The organism is Chryseobacterium amylolyticum (assembly GCF_051011775.1).
Classification (GTDB): domain Bacteria; phylum Bacteroidota; class Bacteroidia; order Flavobacteriales; family Weeksellaceae; genus Chryseobacterium.
Genome location: NZ_JBPCHX010000001.1, coordinates 1096849 through 1118373 on the forward strand (window position 1 = coordinate 1096849; position 21525 = coordinate 1118373).

The 21525-nt window shown below is 36.9% G+C and carries 15 protein-coding genes and 1 tRNA gene; 5 read left to right on the forward strand and 11 right to left on the reverse strand.

The genetic code is table 11. The features are described 5' to 3' along the window. The first annotated feature begins 9 nt into the window (after positions 1-9). Positions 10-906 (forward strand): 3-hydroxyacyl-CoA dehydrogenase, encoded by an 897-nt coding sequence (locus tag ACR1PO_RS04795; protein ID WP_332387991.1) that lies wholly within the window; start codon positions 10-12, stop codon positions 904-906. Between the two features lie 365 nt (positions 907-1271). Here ACR1PO_RS04795 and ACR1PO_RS04800 read toward each other — a convergent pair whose 3' ends face one another. After that, entirely contained in the window at positions 1272-2945 is a 1674-nt protein-coding gene (locus tag ACR1PO_RS04800; RefSeq protein WP_433986019.1) for a glutamine--tRNA ligase/YqeY domain fusion protein, read from the reverse strand. A gap of 150 nt (positions 2946-3095) precedes the next feature. On the opposite strand from ACR1PO_RS04800, the gene ACR1PO_RS04805 reads away from it, so the two are divergent. Next, complete coding sequence (locus ACR1PO_RS04805) at positions 3096-4226, forward strand: alpha/beta hydrolase (protein ID WP_433986020.1); 1131 nt, start codon at positions 3096-3098, stop codon at positions 4224-4226. A 525-nt stretch (positions 4227-4751) separates the two neighbouring features. On the opposite strand, the gene ACR1PO_RS04810 is transcribed toward ACR1PO_RS04805, so the two are convergent. Together ACR1PO_RS04810 and fbp are read right to left on the reverse strand one after the other, a co-directional pair. Further along, positions 4752-5756 carry an o-succinylbenzoate synthase gene (locus ACR1PO_RS04810; RefSeq protein ID WP_433986021.1) on the reverse strand — a complete coding sequence of 335 codons (1005 nt, stop codon included), beginning with the start codon at positions 5754-5756 and terminating at the stop codon, positions 4752-4754. Continuing rightward, positions 5757-6773, reverse strand: coding sequence for a class 1 fructose-bisphosphatase (gene fbp / locus ACR1PO_RS04815; RefSeq protein ID WP_433986022.1), 1017 nt, complete (start codon positions 6771-6773; stop codon positions 5757-5759). A 323-nt stretch (positions 6774-7096) separates the two neighbouring features. Between fbp and ACR1PO_RS04820 the strand changes: the two genes are divergently transcribed. The 3 genes from ACR1PO_RS04820 to ACR1PO_RS04830 all read left to right on the forward strand — a co-directional run bounded on the left by ACR1PO_RS04820 (position 7097) and on the right by ACR1PO_RS04830 (position 10381). Beyond that, a complete protein-coding gene (locus ACR1PO_RS04820; RefSeq protein WP_433986023.1) occupies positions 7097-8335 on the forward strand; it encodes an aspartate kinase in 1239 nt (412 codons plus the stop codon). 22 nt (positions 8336-8357) lie between these two features. Continuing rightward, positions 8358-10199, forward strand: a complete 1842-nt coding sequence (locus ACR1PO_RS04825) for a bifunctional lysophospholipid acyltransferase family protein/GNAT family N-acetyltransferase (protein ID WP_433986024.1) — start codon at positions 8358-8360, stop codon at positions 10197-10199. Positions 10200-10308: 109 nt separating this feature from the next. After that, a tRNA-Phe gene (locus ACR1PO_RS04830) sits at positions 10309-10381 on the forward strand. A gap of 96 nt (positions 10382-10477) precedes the next feature. Here the strand turns inward: ACR1PO_RS04830 and ACR1PO_RS04835 are convergent. The 8 genes from ACR1PO_RS04835 to tssD form a co-directional block, all read right to left on the reverse strand. Beyond that, positions 10478-11767: a hypothetical protein gene (locus ACR1PO_RS04835; RefSeq protein ID WP_433986025.1), complete on the reverse strand. Its 1290-nt coding sequence runs from the start codon at positions 11765-11767 to the stop codon at positions 10478-10480. Positions 11768-11780: 13 nt separating this feature from the next. Continuing rightward, the gene (locus ACR1PO_RS04840; RefSeq protein ID WP_433986026.1) at positions 11781-15968 is read right to left on the reverse strand and encodes a TIGR02594 family protein; all 4188 of its coding nucleotides are present in this window, start codon (positions 15966-15968) and stop codon (positions 11781-11783) included. Positions 15969-15986: 18 nt separating this feature from the next. Further along, positions 15987-16781, reverse strand: a complete 795-nt coding sequence (locus tag ACR1PO_RS04845; protein WP_433986027.1) for a hypothetical protein — start codon at positions 16779-16781, stop codon at positions 15987-15989. A 22-nt stretch (positions 16782-16803) separates the two neighbouring features. Beyond that, positions 16804-17043 carry a hypothetical protein gene (locus ACR1PO_RS04850; protein WP_332388001.1) on the reverse strand — a complete coding sequence of 80 codons (240 nt, stop codon included), beginning with the start codon at positions 17041-17043 and terminating at the stop codon, positions 16804-16806. 49 nt (positions 17044-17092) lie between these two features. Beyond that, positions 17093-17635: a hypothetical protein gene (locus tag ACR1PO_RS04855; RefSeq protein WP_332388002.1), complete on the reverse strand. Its 543-nt coding sequence runs from the start codon at positions 17633-17635 to the stop codon at positions 17093-17095. A 4-nt stretch (positions 17636-17639) separates the two neighbouring features. Beyond that, the gene (locus tag ACR1PO_RS04860) at positions 17640-19001 is read right to left on the reverse strand and encodes a hypothetical protein (protein ID WP_433986028.1); all 1362 of its coding nucleotides are present in this window, start codon (positions 18999-19001) and stop codon (positions 17640-17642) included. 1 nt (position 19002) lies between these two features. Next, entirely contained in the window at positions 19003-20883 is a 1881-nt protein-coding gene (locus tag ACR1PO_RS04865; protein ID WP_433986029.1) for a type VI secretion system Vgr family protein, read from the reverse strand. A gap of 124 nt (positions 20884-21007) precedes the next feature. Then, the gene (gene tssD / locus ACR1PO_RS04870; RefSeq protein ID WP_047421063.1) at positions 21008-21412 is read right to left on the reverse strand and encodes a type VI secretion system tube protein TssD; all 405 of its coding nucleotides are present in this window, start codon (positions 21410-21412) and stop codon (positions 21008-21010) included. Between the last annotated feature and the right edge of the window lie 113 nt (positions 21413-21525).

The following is a 21525-nucleotide window of genomic DNA, read 5'->3' on the forward strand; positions in this document are numbered from 1 at the left end:
ATAAATCACATGGATTTCAAAAATATAACGATAGCGGGAAGCGGCGTATTGGGATATCAGATCGCCTTCCAGACTGCCTATCACGGTTTCAAAGTTACCGTATATGATATCAATGATGAAATATTGGAAAAAGCCAAAGGTAAATTCACTGCTCTAAGTGAAGCTTATAAAAAAGACCTGGGTGCAACGCAGGAACAACTTGATGCCACATTTAAAAATATCAGCTATTCATCTGATCTTGCTGAAGCAGTGAAAGATGCCGACCTTCTGATAGAAGCTGTTCCTGAAGATCCAGCCATTAAAACGGAATTCTATCATAAGCTGGCGCAGGTAGCCCCTGAAAAAACCGTATTTGCAACGAATTCTTCCACTCTTCTTCCAAGCCAGTTTGCTGAAGCTACAGGAAGGCCGGAAAAGTTTGTAGCCCTTCATTTTGCCAATGAAATCTGGAAGCACAATACCGGAGAAGTAATGCGTCATCCCGGAACTTCGCAGGAAGTATTTGATTCGCTTATCAACTTTGCAAAAGCGATTGGAATGGTAGCACTGCCTATCCTGAAGGAACAACCGGGATATATTGTCAACTCATTATTGGTTCCGCTGCTTGGCGCTGCAGTCAATCTCTGGGTAGATGAAGTCTCAGATATAGAAACGATCGACAAGACATGGATGGTCGCTACCGGAGCACCAGCCGGCCCGTTTGGAATTCTGGATATTGTAGGAATTACGACGGCTTATCATATTAATAAGATGGAAGCTGAAGAAACTCAGGAACCGCTAAAGATCAAAGCTGTTGAGAAATTAAAAGAAGAGTATATTGATAAAGGAAAGCTGGGAGTACTGGCTGGAGAAGGATTTTATAAATACCCAAACCCCGCCTATCAGGACAAGGATTTCCTGAAATAGAATCTTATTTCAGATTTTAAACTATTAAAATAAAATCAGGACTTCAATGAAGTTCTGATTTTGTTTATCAAATATTTTTAAAGTATTCAGGTTATCAATTGTATGTTGTAAAATGCAAGGACGCAAGGTTATTTTTTCAACCGCTTTTAAGACGCGAAGATTTTATCTCGATAAAATTGTATACTGCTTTTATTCCTAAAGATAAGAATAGTGATGATAGGCATTACACTTGCTGGAAATCTTCGATTTTCTCGCGCCTTAAAAATAATCACATGCACAAAATTCTTAGCGCCTTTGCGTTTTCCAACAAAAAAGCAGGACTCCAAATGAAGTCCTGCTTTTGGTTTATGATCTTTTCCTGAAGATTATTCAGGTTTATAAGAATCTTTCAATGTTACTGTTCGGTTGAATACCAATGTATCATCTGTAGAATCCTGATCTTTCGTAAAATATCCGATTCTCTGGAACTGTAATGGCTCTCCCACCGCAACATCTTTCAGACCTGGTTCCGCAAATCCTTTTACCGTTGTTACAGATTCCGGGTTGATGAAGTTTAAGAAATCTACGTCTTTTTCCGCATCAGGCTGTTCCACTGTAAACAGTTGGTTGTAGATTCTTACTTCTACAGGAATAGCATGTTTTGCAGATACCCAGTGTAAAGTTCCTTTTACTTTTCTTAAACTTTCCTCTGTTCCGCTTCCTGATTTACTCTTCTCATCATAAGTAGCGTAAATGGTTGTAATCTCCCCATTTTCATCCTTTTCTACCCTCTCCGCTTTAATGATATAAGCAGATTTTAAACGGACTTCCCCACCTAATTTAAGTCTGAAGAATTTATTATTAGCTTCTTCTTTGAAGTCTTCTCTTTCAATATATAACTCCCTTGAGAACGGAATTTCTCTCGTCCCTGCATCTTCCTGTTCCGGATTATTTTCAGTTTCCAACCATTCTTCCTTGCCCTCAGGATAGTTTTCGATCACTAATTTCACCGGATCTACAACAGCCATCACACGCTTGGCAACTTTATTAAGGTCTTCACGTACACAGAAATCAAGCAACTGAATTTCAATAAGGTTCTCTCTTTTTGCCACCCCTACTTTCTCAATGAAGTTTCTGATAGAAGCCGGAGTAAATCCTTTTCTTCTCATTCCGGAAATAGTAGGCATCCTGGGATCATCCCATCCGGTTACAACCCCTTCAGCCACTAATCTCTGCAGCTTTCTTTTGGAAGTAATCATATAGGAAACATTCATCCTTGCAAATTCTCTCTGCTTGGGAGCTACCTTAGATTCATCATATACCTGATCCAGATACCAGTTATAAAGAGGTCTGTGATTTTCAAACTCCAATGAACACAATGAGTGCGAAACCTGCTCTAGGTAATCTGATTCACCATGTGCCCAGTCGTACATCGGATAGATTTTCCAAGCGGTACCTGTTCTGTGGTGCGGTCTTTTCAGAATTCTGTACATCACAGGGTCACGCATATTCATATTGGGAGAAAGCATATCGATTTTGGCACGAAGTGACATTGTTCCTTCTTCAAACTCCCCGTTTTTCATTCTTTCAAACAGGTCCAAAGATTCTTCTACCGGACGGTTTCTGTAAGGCGATTCCACTCCCGGTTCTGTAGGATTTTTTCTTTGCTCGGTAATCACTTCAGAAGGCTGCTCATCTACATACGCCTTTCCTTCTTTAATCAATTGTACTGCCCATTCGTAAAGCTGCTGGAAGTAGTCGGATGCATACAATTCTTTATCCCATTTGAACCCAAGCCATTCAACGTCTTTCTTGATAGAATCTACGAATTCCTGCTCTTCTTTTTCAGGGTTCGTATCGTCGAAACGAAGGTTAACGGGAGCGTTGTATTTTTCGCCCAGACCAAAGTTGATGCAGATCGCTTTTGTATGACCTACATGCAGATAACCATTGGGTTCAGGCGGAAAACGGAAACGGATCTGATCTCTTTTCAGACCGTTTGCCAGATCATCTTCAATAATTTGCTCAATAAAATTGAGGGATTTTTTTTCTTCTTCCATTAAAGTAGCTTTTGTTTTTAGCAAAAAAGTTTTACAAAGTTACGGAAAAATAAGCTTTTGTAAAAGTCATAGTTTAAAACCGTTATTAGCTGAAATTCAATATTTTTCACTAATTTAGGAAAACTAAAACCGTTATAACCAATAACCATCATGGCTGTTTATATCTTAAGCAACCGGAAAATTATCCGGCATAAAGGTGAAAGAGTAGACTCTTTTTCCAATGAAGAATACTCGATTCCTAATTTCAGAATTGCCAAGTGTGATTTTGAAAATTATACGGAGCCTACAGCGCAGGTTAAAAAGAAAAAAGACTATACCAACAGAAATATTTTAAATTACAAGCTTTTTTCAGAACCCGAAAAGCAGGGATATGAAGAGGTTCTGGAAGTTCTGTTGAGTGAAAAAGGAATTAAAAAATCATCCCTTACTGCCAATAATCTAGGGGGAACCCAAAGGATGTTTTATGAACTGTACAAAAACATGTCTTCCACTAAAGACAGAAGCGACGTCCTGATATTTATCCATGGTTATTTATATGATTTTGATGATGAATTAAAAGCTATTCTCGATCTTAAGAAAATATTCATTGATAATCCGGCATCTCCAGTAGAACATATTTTATTCGTAAGCTGGCCGGCTTCCGGCAGTATGATCCCATTAAGCTATTTTGATGATAAAGCTTCCAGCATCAACTCGGGAACATCTCTGATGAGATTGTTTTATTTCTACACCCAATTTTTAAAAGATATTTTTTCCAACAGGGATCTTGCGCCCTGTAATCAGAGGATACATCTTATGGCCCATTCTATGGGAAACAGAGTGCTTCAAAGTATGTTATACAGCCTTAAAAGGGAAAATATCCTTCGTGTTATCGATCAGGTTCTCCTGTTAAATGCAGATGTGAGCTATAAAGTATTTGAAGATGCTGAAGATTCATTTAATAAACTTCCTTTACTGGCTAACAGAATTTCCATTTATTTAAACAGGCAGGATATTATTCTCGGAGCTTCTCAGTTTACAAAAAATATTCTCACCCCACGGCTTGGTAAAAATGGCCCGAGCGACATTGAACAGTATAAAGATATTGTTTCTGTTATCGACTGTACGTTTGTAAAAGATGACCTTCTGAACAGCTTAAAGTATGAAATAGGAAACCATTGGGGATATCTTTCCAGCTCTCAGGTTCAAAATGATATCTTCCAGAATTTATACGGAATTGACAGAAATCTTATTACCGGCAGATCTAAAGAGAGTGAAAACATTTTCACAATTATTTCTTAACAAATAATTAAAATAATCCCTAAAAAATGAATTATACGTTAAAAATTCTCTAAAAACCACCAGTATGGCACAATGATTGCTAATTCATTTATTAGGGAATTACAATTTTTAATTATGGGACAGATTAAAAAAAGGTTTTCTAATATATTAAACTATATCAAGAAAGCTATTTTCGTAAAGGATGTGATTTAATTGTGTAACAACCTCTAAATCAACAAAATATTCGATCCACTACTGCCAGGTCCTCCTACAGACCGGATTAAAAAAAATTCAAATGTTCTGAACAGGAAGGGATTGCAGGTTAAAAACTGAAACCAACCAAATCCATATTTAATACACTAAAAAAGATTCGTATTCATTATCATGAAAAATAAATGAAATGAACTAAAATCAAAGAACATACCCGCTTGAATGTTACAAATGGGATCCCGCTGCTATGTGCTGCAGATCATGGGCACCGGACTACTGTGAACAAGCTACATGTCCAGATTCACTCCACCATTATGTTAATTAAACTTTTATCAGCTATATTTTGAACCACAGCAGCTCATTTCTGAGTTCTAAACCGGATTCAAAATTATTAACAAATAAAGCTCCAGTGCCTAAACCTTGAGGCATTGGATTTTTTTTGGTAAAAGTATATTGGGCGATAGCATTCAGCCCAATGTTGCTTTCCAAAGCTGATGTGATCCACCAACCGATATTATGATTCTCAGCAAGGGAGATCCATTCATCCGAACCGGAAAAACCTCCTACCAATGCAGGTTTTAAAATTATATATTGTGGCTTAATTTTTTCTAAAAGCTGTTTCTTTTTTTCAGGATCAATAATTCCGATCAGCTCTTCATCCAATGCAATCGGAGTGGGAGTTTTTGCACACAATTCAGCCATATCATTCCAGTTTCCGGCTTTGATAGGTTGTTCAATAGAATGGATATGAAGATCAGAAAGCTGTTCTAAAACAACTACCGCTTCGTTTTTACTGAATCCTCCATTGGCATCAACACGCAGTTCCAACTGATCTTTGGAAAATTTCTCTCTTAATTGCTGAAGGATAATGTGTTCAGATTTCCAATCAACCCCGATTTTTAATTTGATGCAATGAAAACCTTTTTCCAGTTTCTCATGAATTTGTTCTTCCATATACGCTGCATCTCCCATCCATATCAAGCCATTGATGGTAATAGAAGATTTTCCTTCGGTAAAATCACTTGGAAAATAAAGGTTTCCGCCATTTCTAAGGTTCAGAACAGCCTGTTCATAACCAAACCAGATCGATGGAAATTCTTTCAGTTCTTCTTTCAGAAAAGCTGCATCCAGGTTGATATTTTCACAAAGCCATTCCAGTTTTTTTTCATAATCAGGTCTGTCATCAAAACTCAATCCTCTGAAAACAGCACATTCACCTATCCCTTTTCTTCCCTCTTCAGAAACAGTCAGGATAAAAGTTTCCTTATCAAGCAAAACGCCGCGAGATGTTCCACTCGGGCGTTTAAATTGTAATAAATATTTCAGATATGTTGCTTCCATTTATTTTACGCTGTCAATTCGCATAAATTCTTCGGCTTTTTCTACCATCTCTACGCTTCCGCAGAAGAACGGGATTCTCTGGTGAAGTTCAGTAGGTTCTATTTCAAGAATTCTTCGGAATCCGTCTGTTGCTTTTCCTCCTGCCTGCTCTGCAAGAAACGCCATAGGATTGCATTCGTATAAAAGTCTCAATTTACCGTTTGGAGCCTGTGAATAAGAAGGGTAAATATAAATTCCTCCTTTCAGCATATTTCTGTGAAAGTCTGCCACCAATGAACCGATATACCTTGAAGTGTAAGGACGGTCACCTTCTTCCATCTGACAGTATTTAAGATAATTCTTTACTCCCTGAGGAAACTTGATGTAATTTCCTTCGTTGATGGAATAAATTTTACCTGTTTTTGGGAACGTCATGTTTGGATGAGAAAGATAGTAAGTTCCTAATGATGGATCTAATGTAAATCCGTTTACCCCATTTCCTGTTGTATAAACAATCATTGTGGATGAACCGTAAATAACATATCCCGCTGCAATCTGATTGATTCCTTTCTGTAAAAAGTCTTCCAGCTGTACAGGTGTTCCGGGTTCTGTAACTCTTCTGTAGATAGAAAAAATAGTTCCTACCGATACATTAACGTCAATATTGGAAGATCCGTCCAAAGGATCAATAAGTACTACATATTTACTTAAATGTCCGTTCTCACCACATTTAATATCAATAAAGTCATCATTTTCCTCGGAAGCAATACCACAAACAACCTCTCTCTGAGACAAAGCCGTAATAAAAATTTCGTTGGCGATTACATCAAGTTTCTGCTGTTCTTCTCCCTGAATATTCTGATTTCCTGCAGCTCCTGTTATATCTACAATTCCGGCTTTGTTTACTTCTCTGTTTACCACTTTCGAAGCCAATCTTATTGCACTTAGAAGACGAGAGAATTCACCTGTAGAATACTGAAAATCGTCCTGTTTATCTATAAGAAATTCTCCTAAAGTCTGTAATGGTTGATTTGACATATTTTTCTTTTTACGTTTTGCCCAAATTTCGGAAAATTTATCGCATTAAGAAAATTTAATTACAGCTGTCATTACTAACTGTATTTCAACACAATACAAAACTAAAATATCATAACAGAAGGTTTCTGCCCAAAATTCCAGGCCCAAATTTGTGACATCAGACTCATGAAAAGTCGGATTATTTCATGAATCGTTGATTTTAAGGAAATCTTAATTCTATCTCTCCTCCGGGCTATTTCATATCTCGTTGTAAATTTATAATTTTGACGTCCGTAAAAAACTCATGTAATTTTTTATCTAACAATTTTATTTTTAACAATTTAATGAAAATTTTCAAGTTTGGTGGAGCATCTGTAAAAGATGCTGACAGTGTTAAAAACGTGTCCAGGGTTTTACAAAGCCAGGGGTTTGCCAAATGTTTGCTGGTGATTTCGGCAATGGGCAAAACGACCAACGAGTTGGAAAAAGTTGTAGAGCTTTATTTCAAAAAAGATACCTATCAAACTGAAATTGAAAAGATAAAACGAAAACATATTGAGATTGCGGAAGGACTTTTCTCTGAAAACCATGCGGTTTTTGCTGAAATCAATCTCTTTTTTGATGATATTGATTCTTTTTTAAGAAGAAACAAGTCTCCCAACTACAACTTTGTATACGATCAGGTAGTAAGCTGCGGAGAAATGATTTCTACGAAAATCGTAAGTGAGTACCTGAATGAGATCCAGTTTACCAATCAATGGTTAGATGCCAGAGATTATATAAAAACAGATAATTCATACAGAGAAGGTACAGTAGACTGGACAAGAACTGAAGAATTTATTTCAAATCTTAATCCTGAAATCTGCTATGTAACTCAGGGATTCATTGGGTCTGACGAGAATAATTTTACGGTAACATTAGGCAGAGAAGGCTCTGACTACTCCGCTGCCATTTTTGCCTATTGCTTAAATGCAGAAGCGATGACCATCTGGAAAGATGTCCCGGGAGTAATGACGGGAGATCCAAGAAAGTTCAGTGATGTAAAGCTGCTGTCCAATATCTCCTACGAGGAAGCGATTGAGATGGCTTATTACGGTGCAAGTGTTATTCACCCGAAGACATTGCAGCCGCTGCAGCAGAAAAATATTCCTTTTTATGTAAAATCTTTCGTAGATCCTGCCAAAGAGGGAACAAAAGTAGGTGCTTCTGAAAAAAACCAACAAGAGGAAACTTATATTCTGAAAGAAAACCAGGACCTTCTGAAAATCTCCACAAGAGACTTTTCCTTCATTGCGGAGGACCATATGAGTTTGATTTTCGGATATTTATCCAAATATAAAATCAAAGTTTCCTTAATGCAGAATTCTGCAATCTCCCTGGCATTGTGCCTGGAAGATAAGTTTAATCATATTGATGAGCTCAACGAAGAGCTTCAAAAAATTTTTAAAACCGAAGCAATTAAAAATGTATCTTTATTCACAGTAAGAAATGCGAAGAAGGATCACATTGATCAATTTTACCATGAAAAAAATGTATTATTGGAACAAATTTCCAAGAATACTCTTCAAATGGTAACACAATAATATTAATTGCGACTAAACACACATGAGTTTAATTTCGAAAAACGATCTGATCAAAGCTTCCGGCTTAAATAAAATCGGGTTCCTTAAGAACCCGGTAGCATCTGCTGTGATGAGCATTGCTAAAATAAATGAAGTAAATAAATTATACGATAAATTAAAAGATAAGGAAGGCAAAGACTTTTTCGACTCATTTGTGAGAGAAAGAAACCTAAGCTATGTAGCTTTTGAAGAGGACCTGGCAAAAATTCCGAAAACGGGGCCGTTTATTCTGGTTTCCAATCACCCGCTGGGTGCTATTGACGGAATCCTGATGTGCAAGATCCTGACAGAGGTTCGCCCGGATTTCAAGGTAATGGGTAATTTCCTTTTGGAAAAGATCAAACCGATGGAACCGTATGTAATCGCTGTAAATCCTTTTGAAAACAGAAAAGAAGCTTACAGCAGCTCTTCGGGAATGCGTGAAACGCTCAAACACCTGCAAAACGGAGGTTGCGTAGGTATTTTTCCGGCAGGAGAAGTTTCCAACAAGAATAATCCTTACGGAGAAATTTTAGATAAAGAATGGGAAAAAACAGCACTTAAGCTTATCAGAATGGCTAAGGTCCCTGTAGTTCCGATGTATTTCCATGCCAAAAACAGCCGGCTTTTTTATCAGGTAGCCAAACTTCACCCGAATTTACAGACTCTGATGCTTCCCGCAGAAATGATGAATGACAGGGAAAAACCTATCAGAATCAGAATTGGGCGGCCTATCACCGTAAAGGCAATGGATGATATGGAAACAATAGAGGAATTGGGCGAGTTTCTGAAACGTAAGGTTTATATGATGAAATCTTATTATGAAAAAAGAAAATCTCTTGCTCAGAGTATCAATCTTCAGAATTTATCGGTAAAATTCCCTTTGCTGAAAGAAGAAAATATTGTTCAGAATATTATAGATGAAACGCCTCTTGAAGATATCATCAAGGATGTTGATAAACTGAGAGGGACAGATAAAATGCTGTTCAGTAACGGAAATTATGAGATTTACTTTACGACTTATGAGGAAATTCCTTCTATTATGAGGGAAATCGGACGTCAGAGAGAGCTTACATTCCGTGCTGTGGGTGAAGGAAGTAATCTTCCTTTTGACCTTGATGAGTATGATAAACATTACCATCATCTTTTCCTTTGGGATAATGGTGAGAAAAAACTGGTTGGAGCCTATAGAATGGCACTGGGTAGAGAGGTCATGAAGAAATATGGCATCAAAGGCTTTTATACGAGTTCTTTATTTGAATTTGAGCAGGACATCCATCCTTTCTTTAAAAAGGTAATTGAAATGGGCCGTGCCTACATCTGCCAGGAATATCAGCAGAAACCTCTTCCTCTTTTCCTTTTATGGAGGGGAATTGTCCATGTATGCCTGAGAAATCCTGACCATAAATTTCTTATGGGGGGTGTAAGTATCTCCAATAAATTCTCAGAATTCTCAAAATCACTGATGATCGAATTTATGCGCTCCAATTATTTTGATTCTGCAGTTGCTCAATATATCACTCCAAGGAATGAATACAAGGTAAAGCTTCGTGACAGGGATAAAAACATCTTCTTTGAGGAAATGGAATCTGACCTCAACAAGCTGGATAAGATTATTGATGATCTTGAACCTGAATTGAGACTTCCTGTCCTGATCAAAAAATACATCAAACAGAATGCAAAAGTAATTGCTTTTAATGTGGATCCAAACTTTAATGATGCGATCGATGGATTGATGTATATCCGAATCAGTGATCTTCCGGAAAACACGATAAAACCGGTATTGGAAGAGATGAGCGAACAGATCAGAAAGGAGCAGGAAAATAATCCGGCTGATAATCAGTAAGTTTTTAACTTTATTCAAAAAAAGTACGATGAATACTTGCTTTGTATACTAAAACTTACTACTTTTGCATCACTTTAAAACAACGAAGTAAGTCAAACAAAAATATAATGGTTTCTTAGCTCAGTTGGTAGAGCAATGGATTGAAAATCCATGTGTCCCTGGTTCGATTCCTGGAGAAACCACTTTAAAACCTCTGATTAGTCAGAGGTTTTTTTGTTTTTAAGAGATTGAAATGTTCTGTTGAAAAAGCACAGCCATTTCTGACTGTGCTTTTCTTTTTATTTTTTAGGATGCTGTTTTCTCCATTCTGTAATATTCATGGGCTGATTATCCGGACCGCAAGTACCATTGTATTCACATTCTTCAACAAAATATTCGTCATAGTCTGCATTGTCCCACCACTCTTTAAACTTTGGAAGGTTAAAGTAATTATTTTTCTGCAAGATTTCTTTGGAACTATCCCCCAAAAAGAAGCGTAACCTGCCCATCATTTTTGTTCCTTCATTATAGGAAGGATTATATTTATACTGTTCTGCAAAATAAGCGAGATTAGCCATTATTTTTATCTTTTCAGCTTCTTTTAAAACTTTTGATTCAGGATTATCATTATTCCCCAGATACTCTAAATAGGATTTAATATTATCCAGAATAAATCTGTTCTCAGAAGAATCATTGGGAAGATACAGTTTTTGGAGTACCTTAAACGTATTGGTATGAAGCCTTATATTTTCATCACAATCTTTTATCCAGAATAATTTACCGTAGTCAGATGGATCTTTTTTATCAAATTTTGTTCTTTCAATAACCCAGCTCAGCAAGTCAGTATCTTGTGTATAACCAAAAGTCTTTACCAAAGCATCCATAAAATATGAATCATTAAGGGTAAGCCATTTATACTGAGCTTTGTTTTCATTAAATAGATATAAGTTTCGAGCGATTAATGTTTGCAAATTCTTTTTTCTCTGTTCTTTCAGATTGGAAACGTCTTTCCATAAATATTTCTTTACTTCATTTCCACTTGCGTCTTTATAGCTTCCGGGAGCTGAATTCTCTTCCCGGGCTGTTTCGGAATATGTTTTTTGATAATCAATAATTGCGGGAAGCGGATAAAGATCAGTGATGAAGTTCTGATTTTTGACTACGAATATCCCATTATTCTCTGCATTATTTGGAAAGAAATGCAGCTCCTTATCACACTTATCAATAAAATTGACATACAGAAACTTATTGCTGGAATTTTTATCAATAATGCGGTTAAAAATCTGTTTAATTTTGTTGTTAAATTCTTCATTACTTAAGGATTTATATCCGTTATCCAATAACAATTGATTAAGTATTGGGGTAGTTACTTCCAGATCTTTTTCAGAATACAGGTATGGATTATCAAAAGAAGGTTTTCCGTATTCTAACTGTTTTTTTAGCATAGCATTAACATCTTGATTAAATTGCAGACCTGCTGAACTTTCTGTAATAGCTGTCACATTCTTATTGCTTTCAGCCTTTTTATCTTGACATGATACTAAAGCAGATGAAATAAAAAGCAGGCTCATTAAAATTCTATGTTTCATTTTCTTTTTTTATTTAAAGTTCAGATCCTTTTGCACCAGGATTTCCTTTATATTCCGGTAAATTATAATCTGCGTCTGTAATTTCGTAATTTGTTGGGACTACATAGGCATAATAATCAGAAATTTCATAAGCTACGCAATACAATTTCTGTGATTGATTACCTCCTAAAATAACGACTTTATTTCCTTTTTTTCCAGCAACAAAACCTACATGCCCGCCTCCGGTTCTTGTTTTCACAGCAATTGCCCCGTAAACAGGCTTTTTCAGGTCTTTCCCTTCTGCCCACGTTGCCCATTTTAACGCCCTTACGGCATCATATCCTTTTTCAGTAGTAACTCCTTCGTAACCGTAGTGTTTCATAATCCAGTTAACAAAAGCCGCACACCATGCAATAGTCGTTTCATTTTCTGTACCATTATTCATTGCATTTTCATAAGGGGTTCCATCAAAAAACTTCTGGATTTCTTTATTAGTTCCCGTTTCTACAAGATTTTTAGCTTCCTCCTTCCAAACCAGTTCCATCCATGGGGCCCTTCCTTCAAGATTTGGCATGGCCACATCTCCATCACATACTTTTTTATCGTACTTAAACCATTTTTTTAACTTCTCTAAAGCTTTTTTACGGCCTTCCCATCCTATTGGAGGTTTTTCCAGTCTATGTTCAGGAGAGTATCCATTTAAAATTTTTCCTTGCAGGAAAAAATATTTCTCTTCCTCCTCTTCCATCAGAATTCCAAGTTCTGTAAGGTTTTTTCCCAGTCCCTTACTAAAGTATGTACGCTTCCATGCAAGGGTTTCTGTTAATTCTTTAGAATATGGTTTTTTAGGATTAAGCTCCCATAAAGGAACTTTTTTAAAATTAAAAATCCAGCCTCCTACATCTACAGCATTATGAAGGTCTTTAGAAATAAGATCTGCATTATCATCCAAAAATTTGTTTTCATCAGCATATTTATCTTTTCCATAGTTTTTATAGGGTCCGGGATTATTGTAATATCCTGTTCCGTCATCAGTTCCTGTAATCTGAAGTATCCCTCTTCCTTTATAAGTACTCTGGCTGGAAAGATATTTACTTTTTTCTTCTTTACTCTGGACAAAAAAGCCGGTTTCTTCGGATACATTTGCCAGAAATGACATTTTCTGCATGCAGCGGTTGATTCCGTTACTCGCAAACATTGCATTTACTTCACTTGTTAAGCTTTTGATGGTTTTATCCGTAATATCACAGCTTTCCTTTATTCCCTGCCAGATTTCAGTACCTCCTGTCATTGTTTTAATGAGGTCTTCCATTTCTTTTTCTGTAAAACCGCGGTTGCAATAACATGTTTTCTGCTTTCTCACCTCTGCCATTTCCACAACCACCGGCATCACATCATTCTCAATAGCTTCAGGAGTCTCTTTCTGAGACACTTTAAGGCAGCCGCTTTCGTAAAAAATAAATTGTTTTCTCAGTTCCAGCATTTCTTCTTTTGTAAAAGGGGTTCCATCTTTCTTTTTTGCATGAATCCCCAGTTTTTCCATATCCTCTGTCCGGACAAGATCTGCAGGAAGTGTACTGTTAATTGTAAACTGGCTTTTTTCTATTTTCCAGACTTTCTTTTTGGGATCAGCAGGATCCTGAACCTGACGTGAGACCTGTGCTATGTAGTAATCAAAGTTTTTAGGCGGATTTTTCCATTCTTCTTTTACGGTGAAGGAAACTTCCAGCAAACCGTCTTTTCCTGTTTTTTCTTCGTTATAGCTTTGTTTGCTTTCATGAGTATAAGTAATATGGTCTTTCTCATTTAATCCTTCTTTGGGAATCTCTTTCAGAACATCAATTTTCAGGACTTCTTCAGTCATATTAACGGTATGTACCCAAAGTTTATGGGTTTTACCATAGAAAGTCTGCATCCGCTGAATATCTTTTCCGTCTTCCGTGGAGAACATAATGGAGACAATTTTCTGTTCGGAGGTGATCACCAGCTCTTCATTGGAATCTAAAACTTCCAGATAAGTTGTAGTGTTGTCTACCACCACAGGTTTAGTTCCCTGAATGGTAATATTCCCCGGAAGCACAATATCCGCAGACGAGCTTGCCTGAAGCTCTACCGTAAATACCAGACGGTAAGACGGATTGGGATTTTCAGTTATTTTAGGAATGGCAGCCACCATTTTTTTCTTGTAATCCTCATTAGTCGTAATAAGGAAAGATGCTTTACCCTCACTGTTAAGCGTGACGGTTTTTTCCTCCAGCATGTATTTGTCTTTCTCTTTATAGAAATCATCACCTTCTCCTTTAACCCAGATTTTAATCTTTAAAGCCTGATTCTGAAGTCCGTCAATTTCAAGGAATCCATAGGTCTCTTCTCCAAATCCGGTTTCGGTACGTTTCACACCGGTTCCATAAGCCCAAAGCGCTCTTTTGACAGTCGGTTCTGAAACTTTTACTTTGGCTTCAATTTTTTTACTGTCTGTATAATCTCCGGTTAAATATGCTGAAATAGTATATTCACCAAGGTCGTTAAATGTTATGGTTCCGTCTCCGTTATTGATAACTTTATCCGGAGCTTCTATTTTTATAGCTTCATTACCTACAAGCGTAGCAATTCTTGCCGTTGCGGTATATTTTATTTTTGTTCCTTTCGGAATATTGGCAGCCGGAAGGGTGAATTTATCAATAACATTTTGGATCACCTCAAAATTGAAACAGTCTGATCCGGAAAACCCGGGCTGTTTTCCAGCTCCAACCGGATTGGCATAAGCCTCCAGCACATATTTTCCAAAATACTGATCACTGGTTAATTTTGCATCATTATACAAAAGTTCAGCGACTTTTTTATTGATTATGCCAGTGTTGAAGGAGGGTGAACCTTCAAATAATGCCACTCTCCCAATCCCCTCTTTTTTAAGATACCAATATACTGAAGTTCCCGAAGGCATATAAGCAACATTAAACTTCGAAGCCTGCACTTTGATTGTATCATTGAATCTTACCAGTCCGGGCTCTCCTTTTACTCCCATTACGCCAAGACTGTTTTCAATTTTAACTTCTACAGACTGCGGTTTGGGATCTGTAGGATCTGTAAATGCTTCTACAGTATATTTACCCGCATTTTTAAAAGTAAGAATAACACGGTCACCAACACCTGTCACGGAAACAAGATGCGAAGAAGATGCTCCGGAAGAACTGTTATACAAGACTGCTGCTCCTTGTTTTACCGTCCATTGAACGGTATTTACAGGCATAAAGAATCCTTTGTTCAGTATTTTTGTCTGATCTGTTGTAATGTTGAGTTTCCGCTCAATTGATAATGGTAGTGGAATATTAATCAATGTTGAAGCTCCCGGACTAACAATTTTTTTAACGAAATCCTGTATGATTTCTATATTGATTGAGCATTTGGCGTCACCAGCCTTTTTACCATAAGCTTCCAGTCTGTACTTCCCTTCTGTGAGACCATCAAATATCTTACTCATAGATTGGCTGAAATTGCTGCCCAGCCCGATAAACGTTTTTATTTTATCTTTTGTTCCTTCTCCTTTGAACAGCGCCCAGATAATCTTCTTTTCATCTCCTTTGAACTGAGCTTTCAATTCCAGGTTATCATTATGATCAAAAGGGTTTGTAACAGGAAACAAAGGACCATTCATTCCTTTGATATAGTAATAATTTCCGGCAGGTTTGTCTGCCAATACAGGTTTTGCCATCGAAATGGAAGATACAGCAATACTTGTCTCCGCGGCAGAGGATGTTGGCCATTGCGGTGAAGCATTAGCTACAGAAAATTCGTCAGCTTCTTTCACTTCAATTTGTGAAACATTATTGGCCTGCCCGGTGGTTGCAAAAGCGATGGTTCCGGGAACTCCATATCCTGGACAATTTCCCGTGGAAGCATCCAACAGTATTTTCATACTCTTGTTGAATTCTACATTTTCGTAATAGTCTTTATATTTGATATTGCACTTGCCTTTACATGGGTAAGTTTTCCCATCTGAGCCTTTACAGTTTCCAAATCCGTTTCCCCCTCCGAAGCTGTCTGCTTTATCATCAAGGTAAGTGGCTACAGGCTTGTTTTGCGCAAAATATTTGTTTTTGCCCAGCTTCTTTTTCTGGCTTTTCACTTCCATCGGAACGGCTGTCCCACTGGAGTTATTGGTTACAGAACTGCTGCAGTATGCAGTGGCTCCTTCTATAATGATGTATCCTTTATCCGCCATGTCATTTGTTCATAAAGTTTAAGTCATTGTGATCGTTTCCCGGTATACTGTTTTTTCTCCATCTGACAATATAAAGTCAGCCTTCTTTTTGGAATACTGTTTTTTTGAGGAACTGTATTCCATTTCTATATATAATTTCGCCTGATATTGTCCCACCAGATAAGGGTATTTTTTAGCTAATTCTTCTTTTACATGATCTTGAACATGGGACTCTGAAGTAAAAAAAGCTTCAAAACCATATTCTCTCTGCTCTGCATGAATAATTCCTATACATTCTACATTACCGATTCCTTTGATATTCCATATGATGGATTCATTATTTTTCCCTCCGTTATCTACATAGTAGGGTGCAAACAACAACAGGTTCCAGAATGGTTCTTTCAATTTATTTTTATAAAAAGCGGCTTCGTCTTCAAACGCAGCCAGATACTGATTTCTGAAAACATCAGCATTCTGATATTTTTCCTGAAGACCAGCTGTTTTCAATTTCCAGTTCTCTATATTTTTCTGATGATCTGCGGCCCCAAGAAAATTCCCTCTTTCATCTACTTTTATTTCTAAAGGATAAGAGCTTTGTTCCAGAATATGGAGAATTTCCATGAATTTATTTTCAGAAGGAAAAGAAGGATCATCAATCTTTCGTATCAGCCAGTTTTTTGTATGGTCTTCGTTTATTTTTTCCTCCAGCATGATTTTATAGGATGAATAAAAACCTTTTGCTTCTCCAAAATGTATTTCAAGGGCATTCTCTACCTGGTAATTGTGAATGCCTGATATATATTTCTGGAAAGGTTTTACTCTCGTTTCTACCATACTGTTTTGTTATTACCATTGTTTAAAAGTCATTCCATTCACGGTACAGCTCATTTATTTTATGAATCATTAAACTTATTATCCATCCTGAGACCCCACCAATCAACAGATATACGAATGTTTTCATACTAAAAACCGAATGGAAAATAAATCCGGCTAAATGATCCTCTGATAAAGCGGAATCTGCTTTATCAATCACTGAATCCCATATTGAGAATAATATTCCTATAAATCCTCCTGCAGTTACTATTCTTTTCTTCATATTTCCGGAATAAAAATTGTATTAATTGTATTACTACTGATCCAAAGCTTTATTTCTTTTCAGCTATTTCATCCGGGATATTAGTAATTTCATATGATGTTTGTAAATCATTGTATATCCTTTTTGAGTCAGACAAAAGCTTAACATCTGCTTCATTATATTGTTTTTTAAAAATCGGATAGTGAAGATCTGAAGTAAACTTGTTAATGGTCTTATTTTTATCATTTATGATATAAAACCTTAAACTTGCGTAATAAGGCTGATCATAGCCAACATTGACTGCTATATCCTGATGATAATCTCCAAAATAAATATTTTCATTTTCCAAAGTAATTAATATCCTGTTTCCTTTCAGGTCAATACCGTCTGAATGGTTTATTTTAAAGGTTATTTTTTTGCTCAGCTGATGTACATTTTTATTAAATGATCGGGGAATCTCTCCTACAAAATTTTTAAATGCGGTTGTATCAATAATGGCAGAACCACTTTCTAAACTATAATTTTCCCTGTATCCGCCCAAATCCTTACTTTTATTACAGCTTATTAAGATTAGGGCTGTAAAAATTAATGTGAGAAGAGTTTTTATTTTCATAATATTATTTTGGTAAAAATTTTTCATAAGTTGCCGGTACACCAACGGGCCAGGTACCTGCTTTTACATCCAAATATGCCCCATCCGGATTCCAGATTGCTTTATCTAATTTTATTTCTTTTTTTCTGTATTTATTATAAGTATCCATATCTTTTGGATCCGACTGATACGTGTCTTTTAAATCTGTTTTAAAGTTTTCCCAGGCTGATCCTCCTTCATCATGATCTGATGCATAAGTATCCCTATGGTTCTGTGTTCCCCATGCATCTTCATACAGTGATCTCCTCATATATCCATAGACTGTTAATTTACCATGATTAGCCATTTTTTGAGCCAAGCTTTTATCTTTAAAAGCATTTGTAGTGGTCTCCGAACTTGTTCCGATACCTGTTCTGCACGCATAAGAATAAAATACAGATGCATTTCCATCTAAAAAAACAGCCGGATTAACTTTTGAAAAGCTTTTGGCATCAAGTTCTTGTTTATCCGCATTTTTACCCTCATACCCAAATGCTATTACTCCCTCATTGGTTGCGTTTCTTACATAACCATGAGAGTATGCAAAAATTTCCTTTACTCTTCTTTTATTATCAAAAGCTGCACTATCCCTGTTTCCAGAATTAATAATATTAATAACATCATCTATCGTAGTAACTCTTATTACTGTTAAGCCATTATTATGCTTAATTAAATCATTGGTTATTGTTGACAACTGATTTTCAGAATATCCGTCGGTAAACAGGGCTACTTTTACAAAGGGGTAATTAGGATATTGGGTACGGACTTTTCTGACTGCTTCTCCTGGAAACATCAGTTTATTTGCAATATTTGTTGAGTGCTGCTCAGTACCTATAATGATTACTATCTCTTCTTTTATTAAATATACTTCTGCTTTTACATTCGGGCTATATTCTTTAAAAAAGGCATATACTCTCAGTTTGGCTATATTTCTTTCTTTCGGTACTGCATAAGAAATCTTTTCTTCACCGGTTACCTGTGGTGCATTGGCTATATTTGTATCATCATACTGTATAGCCCATTTAAGGCTTTTCAATTCTGATTTTGTTGGCGTTCTGTTGTATTGAATGGCTTTAAAAAAATAGCTTTTCCCTTTTTCTATAATTTTAATCTCTTTTGTACATGCAAAATCTTCATAGCATTTTACCGCTTTTACCTGTAGCGGTTTTGTTTGCTCTTTCGCCTGGTATTCATCAAATTTCTTCCCTCCTTTTTTTCCATAAAAGGTATTTTCCTGAGGGGATTTAAAATCCAGAGTTCCTTTGGAAGCATCTTTCATGATATGTTCTGCTTCTTTATAGGATTTCCCAAAAACATTCCTAACAATATTTCCGCCTTCGCCTGCCATATTACTGCATTTTTACCTGTTTACCACTATTGATAAGCACTTCCCTGGCACTTTCTACATTAATCGCATCTTTTGTACTGATGTAAGAGCCGGATTCCATATTTTCCGTAATATTTTTGGCTGTAGATTTTCTTCCCGCTTCTGCCGTTTCGATGATATTACTTGCCGTTAGACTGTAGTCATCATTGGCTGTTTCTGTGATATCTTCTCCGGCCATAATATTGACATTTCTCTGAGCAGAAGCAATGATATTTTTACCTGCATTGATCTGTACATTTTCTCCGGCAGTGAAGGTGATGTTTTTGGGAGCATTGACAACAATATTTCCTTTTCCGTCCATGAGATAAGTATTTCCGCTAGGGTCTTCAATGAAAATACTTCCTTCCTGATCGTTAAAGATCACCTTATTTCCACTTCTTGTCTGGATAGATTTAAGATGGTTGTTGATACTTCCTCCCAGTGCCACCTGCCCATGGAACATACCTCCCATGGCAAACGGAAAATCAGGATGATGATATTCAAACCCAACCATTACCTGGTCCCCCACTTCAGGAACCGCCACAAAACCTCTGTTCTGTGTAATAACATCTGTTCCTCCTGCATCGGGGCTCATCATTCTGATAAAATGAGTGGTATCAGGATGTTGCTGCCAGTCAAATCTTACCTGTATTCTCCCCTGATTAAGGGGATCAGTATTGGAAATAACGGTAGCAACCTGTGGTTCGGCTTTAGGCTGTATAAAATCCGGTTTGGGCATAAAACCTGTTCCGTCAGCAATAGCTTCAAAGCTTCCGCTGTAGTACCCTCTTGCATTAACTTCATGCAAGACTTCGGTAACCGTAAGTTTTGTAAAGTAAGACGTCTGGCTGGTATCGGGCTTACGCATTTCCATATCGGCAAGACATCCCGGGTACAAAAATGGAACAGTTGTATTTCCTGAAACCGTAAATACTTCTACGGCAGCACTTCCTGCAGCACTTTTCTGGGAATCACTTACATCCACAAACATATTGGCATTGATAGGTGCCGGAGAAAGTGAACGGGTTTTAAAGATCGTACTGCTCAGTTCATAAGCCTTGGACGGAATTTCCCCTAAGTGTCTGATATTATTTTCAGAACCCAGCATTTTTGTATGGCTACTGCTGTTATATCCAAAAAACTCAGGATGGGTATGTACAGCATTCAGTTCTACCTGAACATCCGTTGCATTGCTCCCATATACAAGCCTGATCGGTTTCTCAGAAGGCGGAAGCTTTCCGAAATGAAGAACTTCACCATCGTAATAAAATTGTTCTCCATATGCTTCTGCTGTTCTTGCAAGATAATTGTAATGGGTTTCATTATATTGTGAGCTGTAATTGATATAGCTTTTATTCTGGGTATCTACTCTGAAATCGAATTTCTCCGATCCCAGTGCTTCTTTAAGTATTTTGTTGGCAATAATTCCTGTATTAACAGCCTGATCTCCTCCAAAACTCTGAGTATGGGGAGCAGCGTCCATGAGAATGGTTGGGCTTTGCCCTCTCAGTACAATATTTCCCAGACTCATTTTTTCCTGGCTGAAAGCGGCTTTAGTAATAACTCCTACAAAAGTTCTTTCCGGGCTTTCACTTTCATAATCTTTGTATTTGAAAACAATGGTAATTCTTTTTCCAAGAAACTGGCGTGCCTGTTCCAGTGTATGGTTCTGGGCTTCTCCAAGAGAATCGTGAGCCAGGATGAGTTCAAAATTGTGATGCCGCCTTGCACTTTGCTGCAGACGGAAATGTTTGAAGTGTTTGATAATTTTCCCTTCAATCACAATATCCAGCTTCACCACACGGTTGATTCCGGGAATATGATTCTCAGAAATCTTATCGGAATTCGAGATATTTTTATTCATAGTGATTAGGTGTTTTTCAGAACTTTATCTAATAACCAAGAGTTCTATAAGGTTAGAAAAGGCAGAACAGTATCCCCTGAAACGGGTGTACTATTCTGCCCTGATATTTAAATTCTGAATATTTTTAGGAAGGCCACGCTCCGAAATAAGAAGAATTTCCAAGATCTATCTGTTCTGCACTTACCACAAAGCTGATATACATACTGTTGTCATCTACCGCATCAAAGTCTACTTCGTGCTGGATAACATAACCGTTGTTCCACTTTAATGTTGTTAAAGTTCCCTCTTCATGAGATTTGTTGAAAGTGATTTCTCCTACGGTAGGTTTGTATTTACCGTTCAGTAAGCTTTCAAGGATGTCTGATTTTTCAGTAGCTTCTACCGTAATTTTGATAAGTGCATTGGAAGGATCTGATGCTACACGCCCTGATACGTCTGTAGATCTTGATACGCTATAGTTAAGTTTTAACAGCTTTTGTCCTTCACCGTTGTTGAATTTTAAAATTCCTCTTGAATTTCTTTCTGCCATGATAGTAAATTTTAATGGTTAATATATTGTGATTGTTCGTTTTATATATCACCAAATATAGACGTATTTACAAAAAGCAAGTGATATTTATTATTAAATTTCAAAAACTGTAG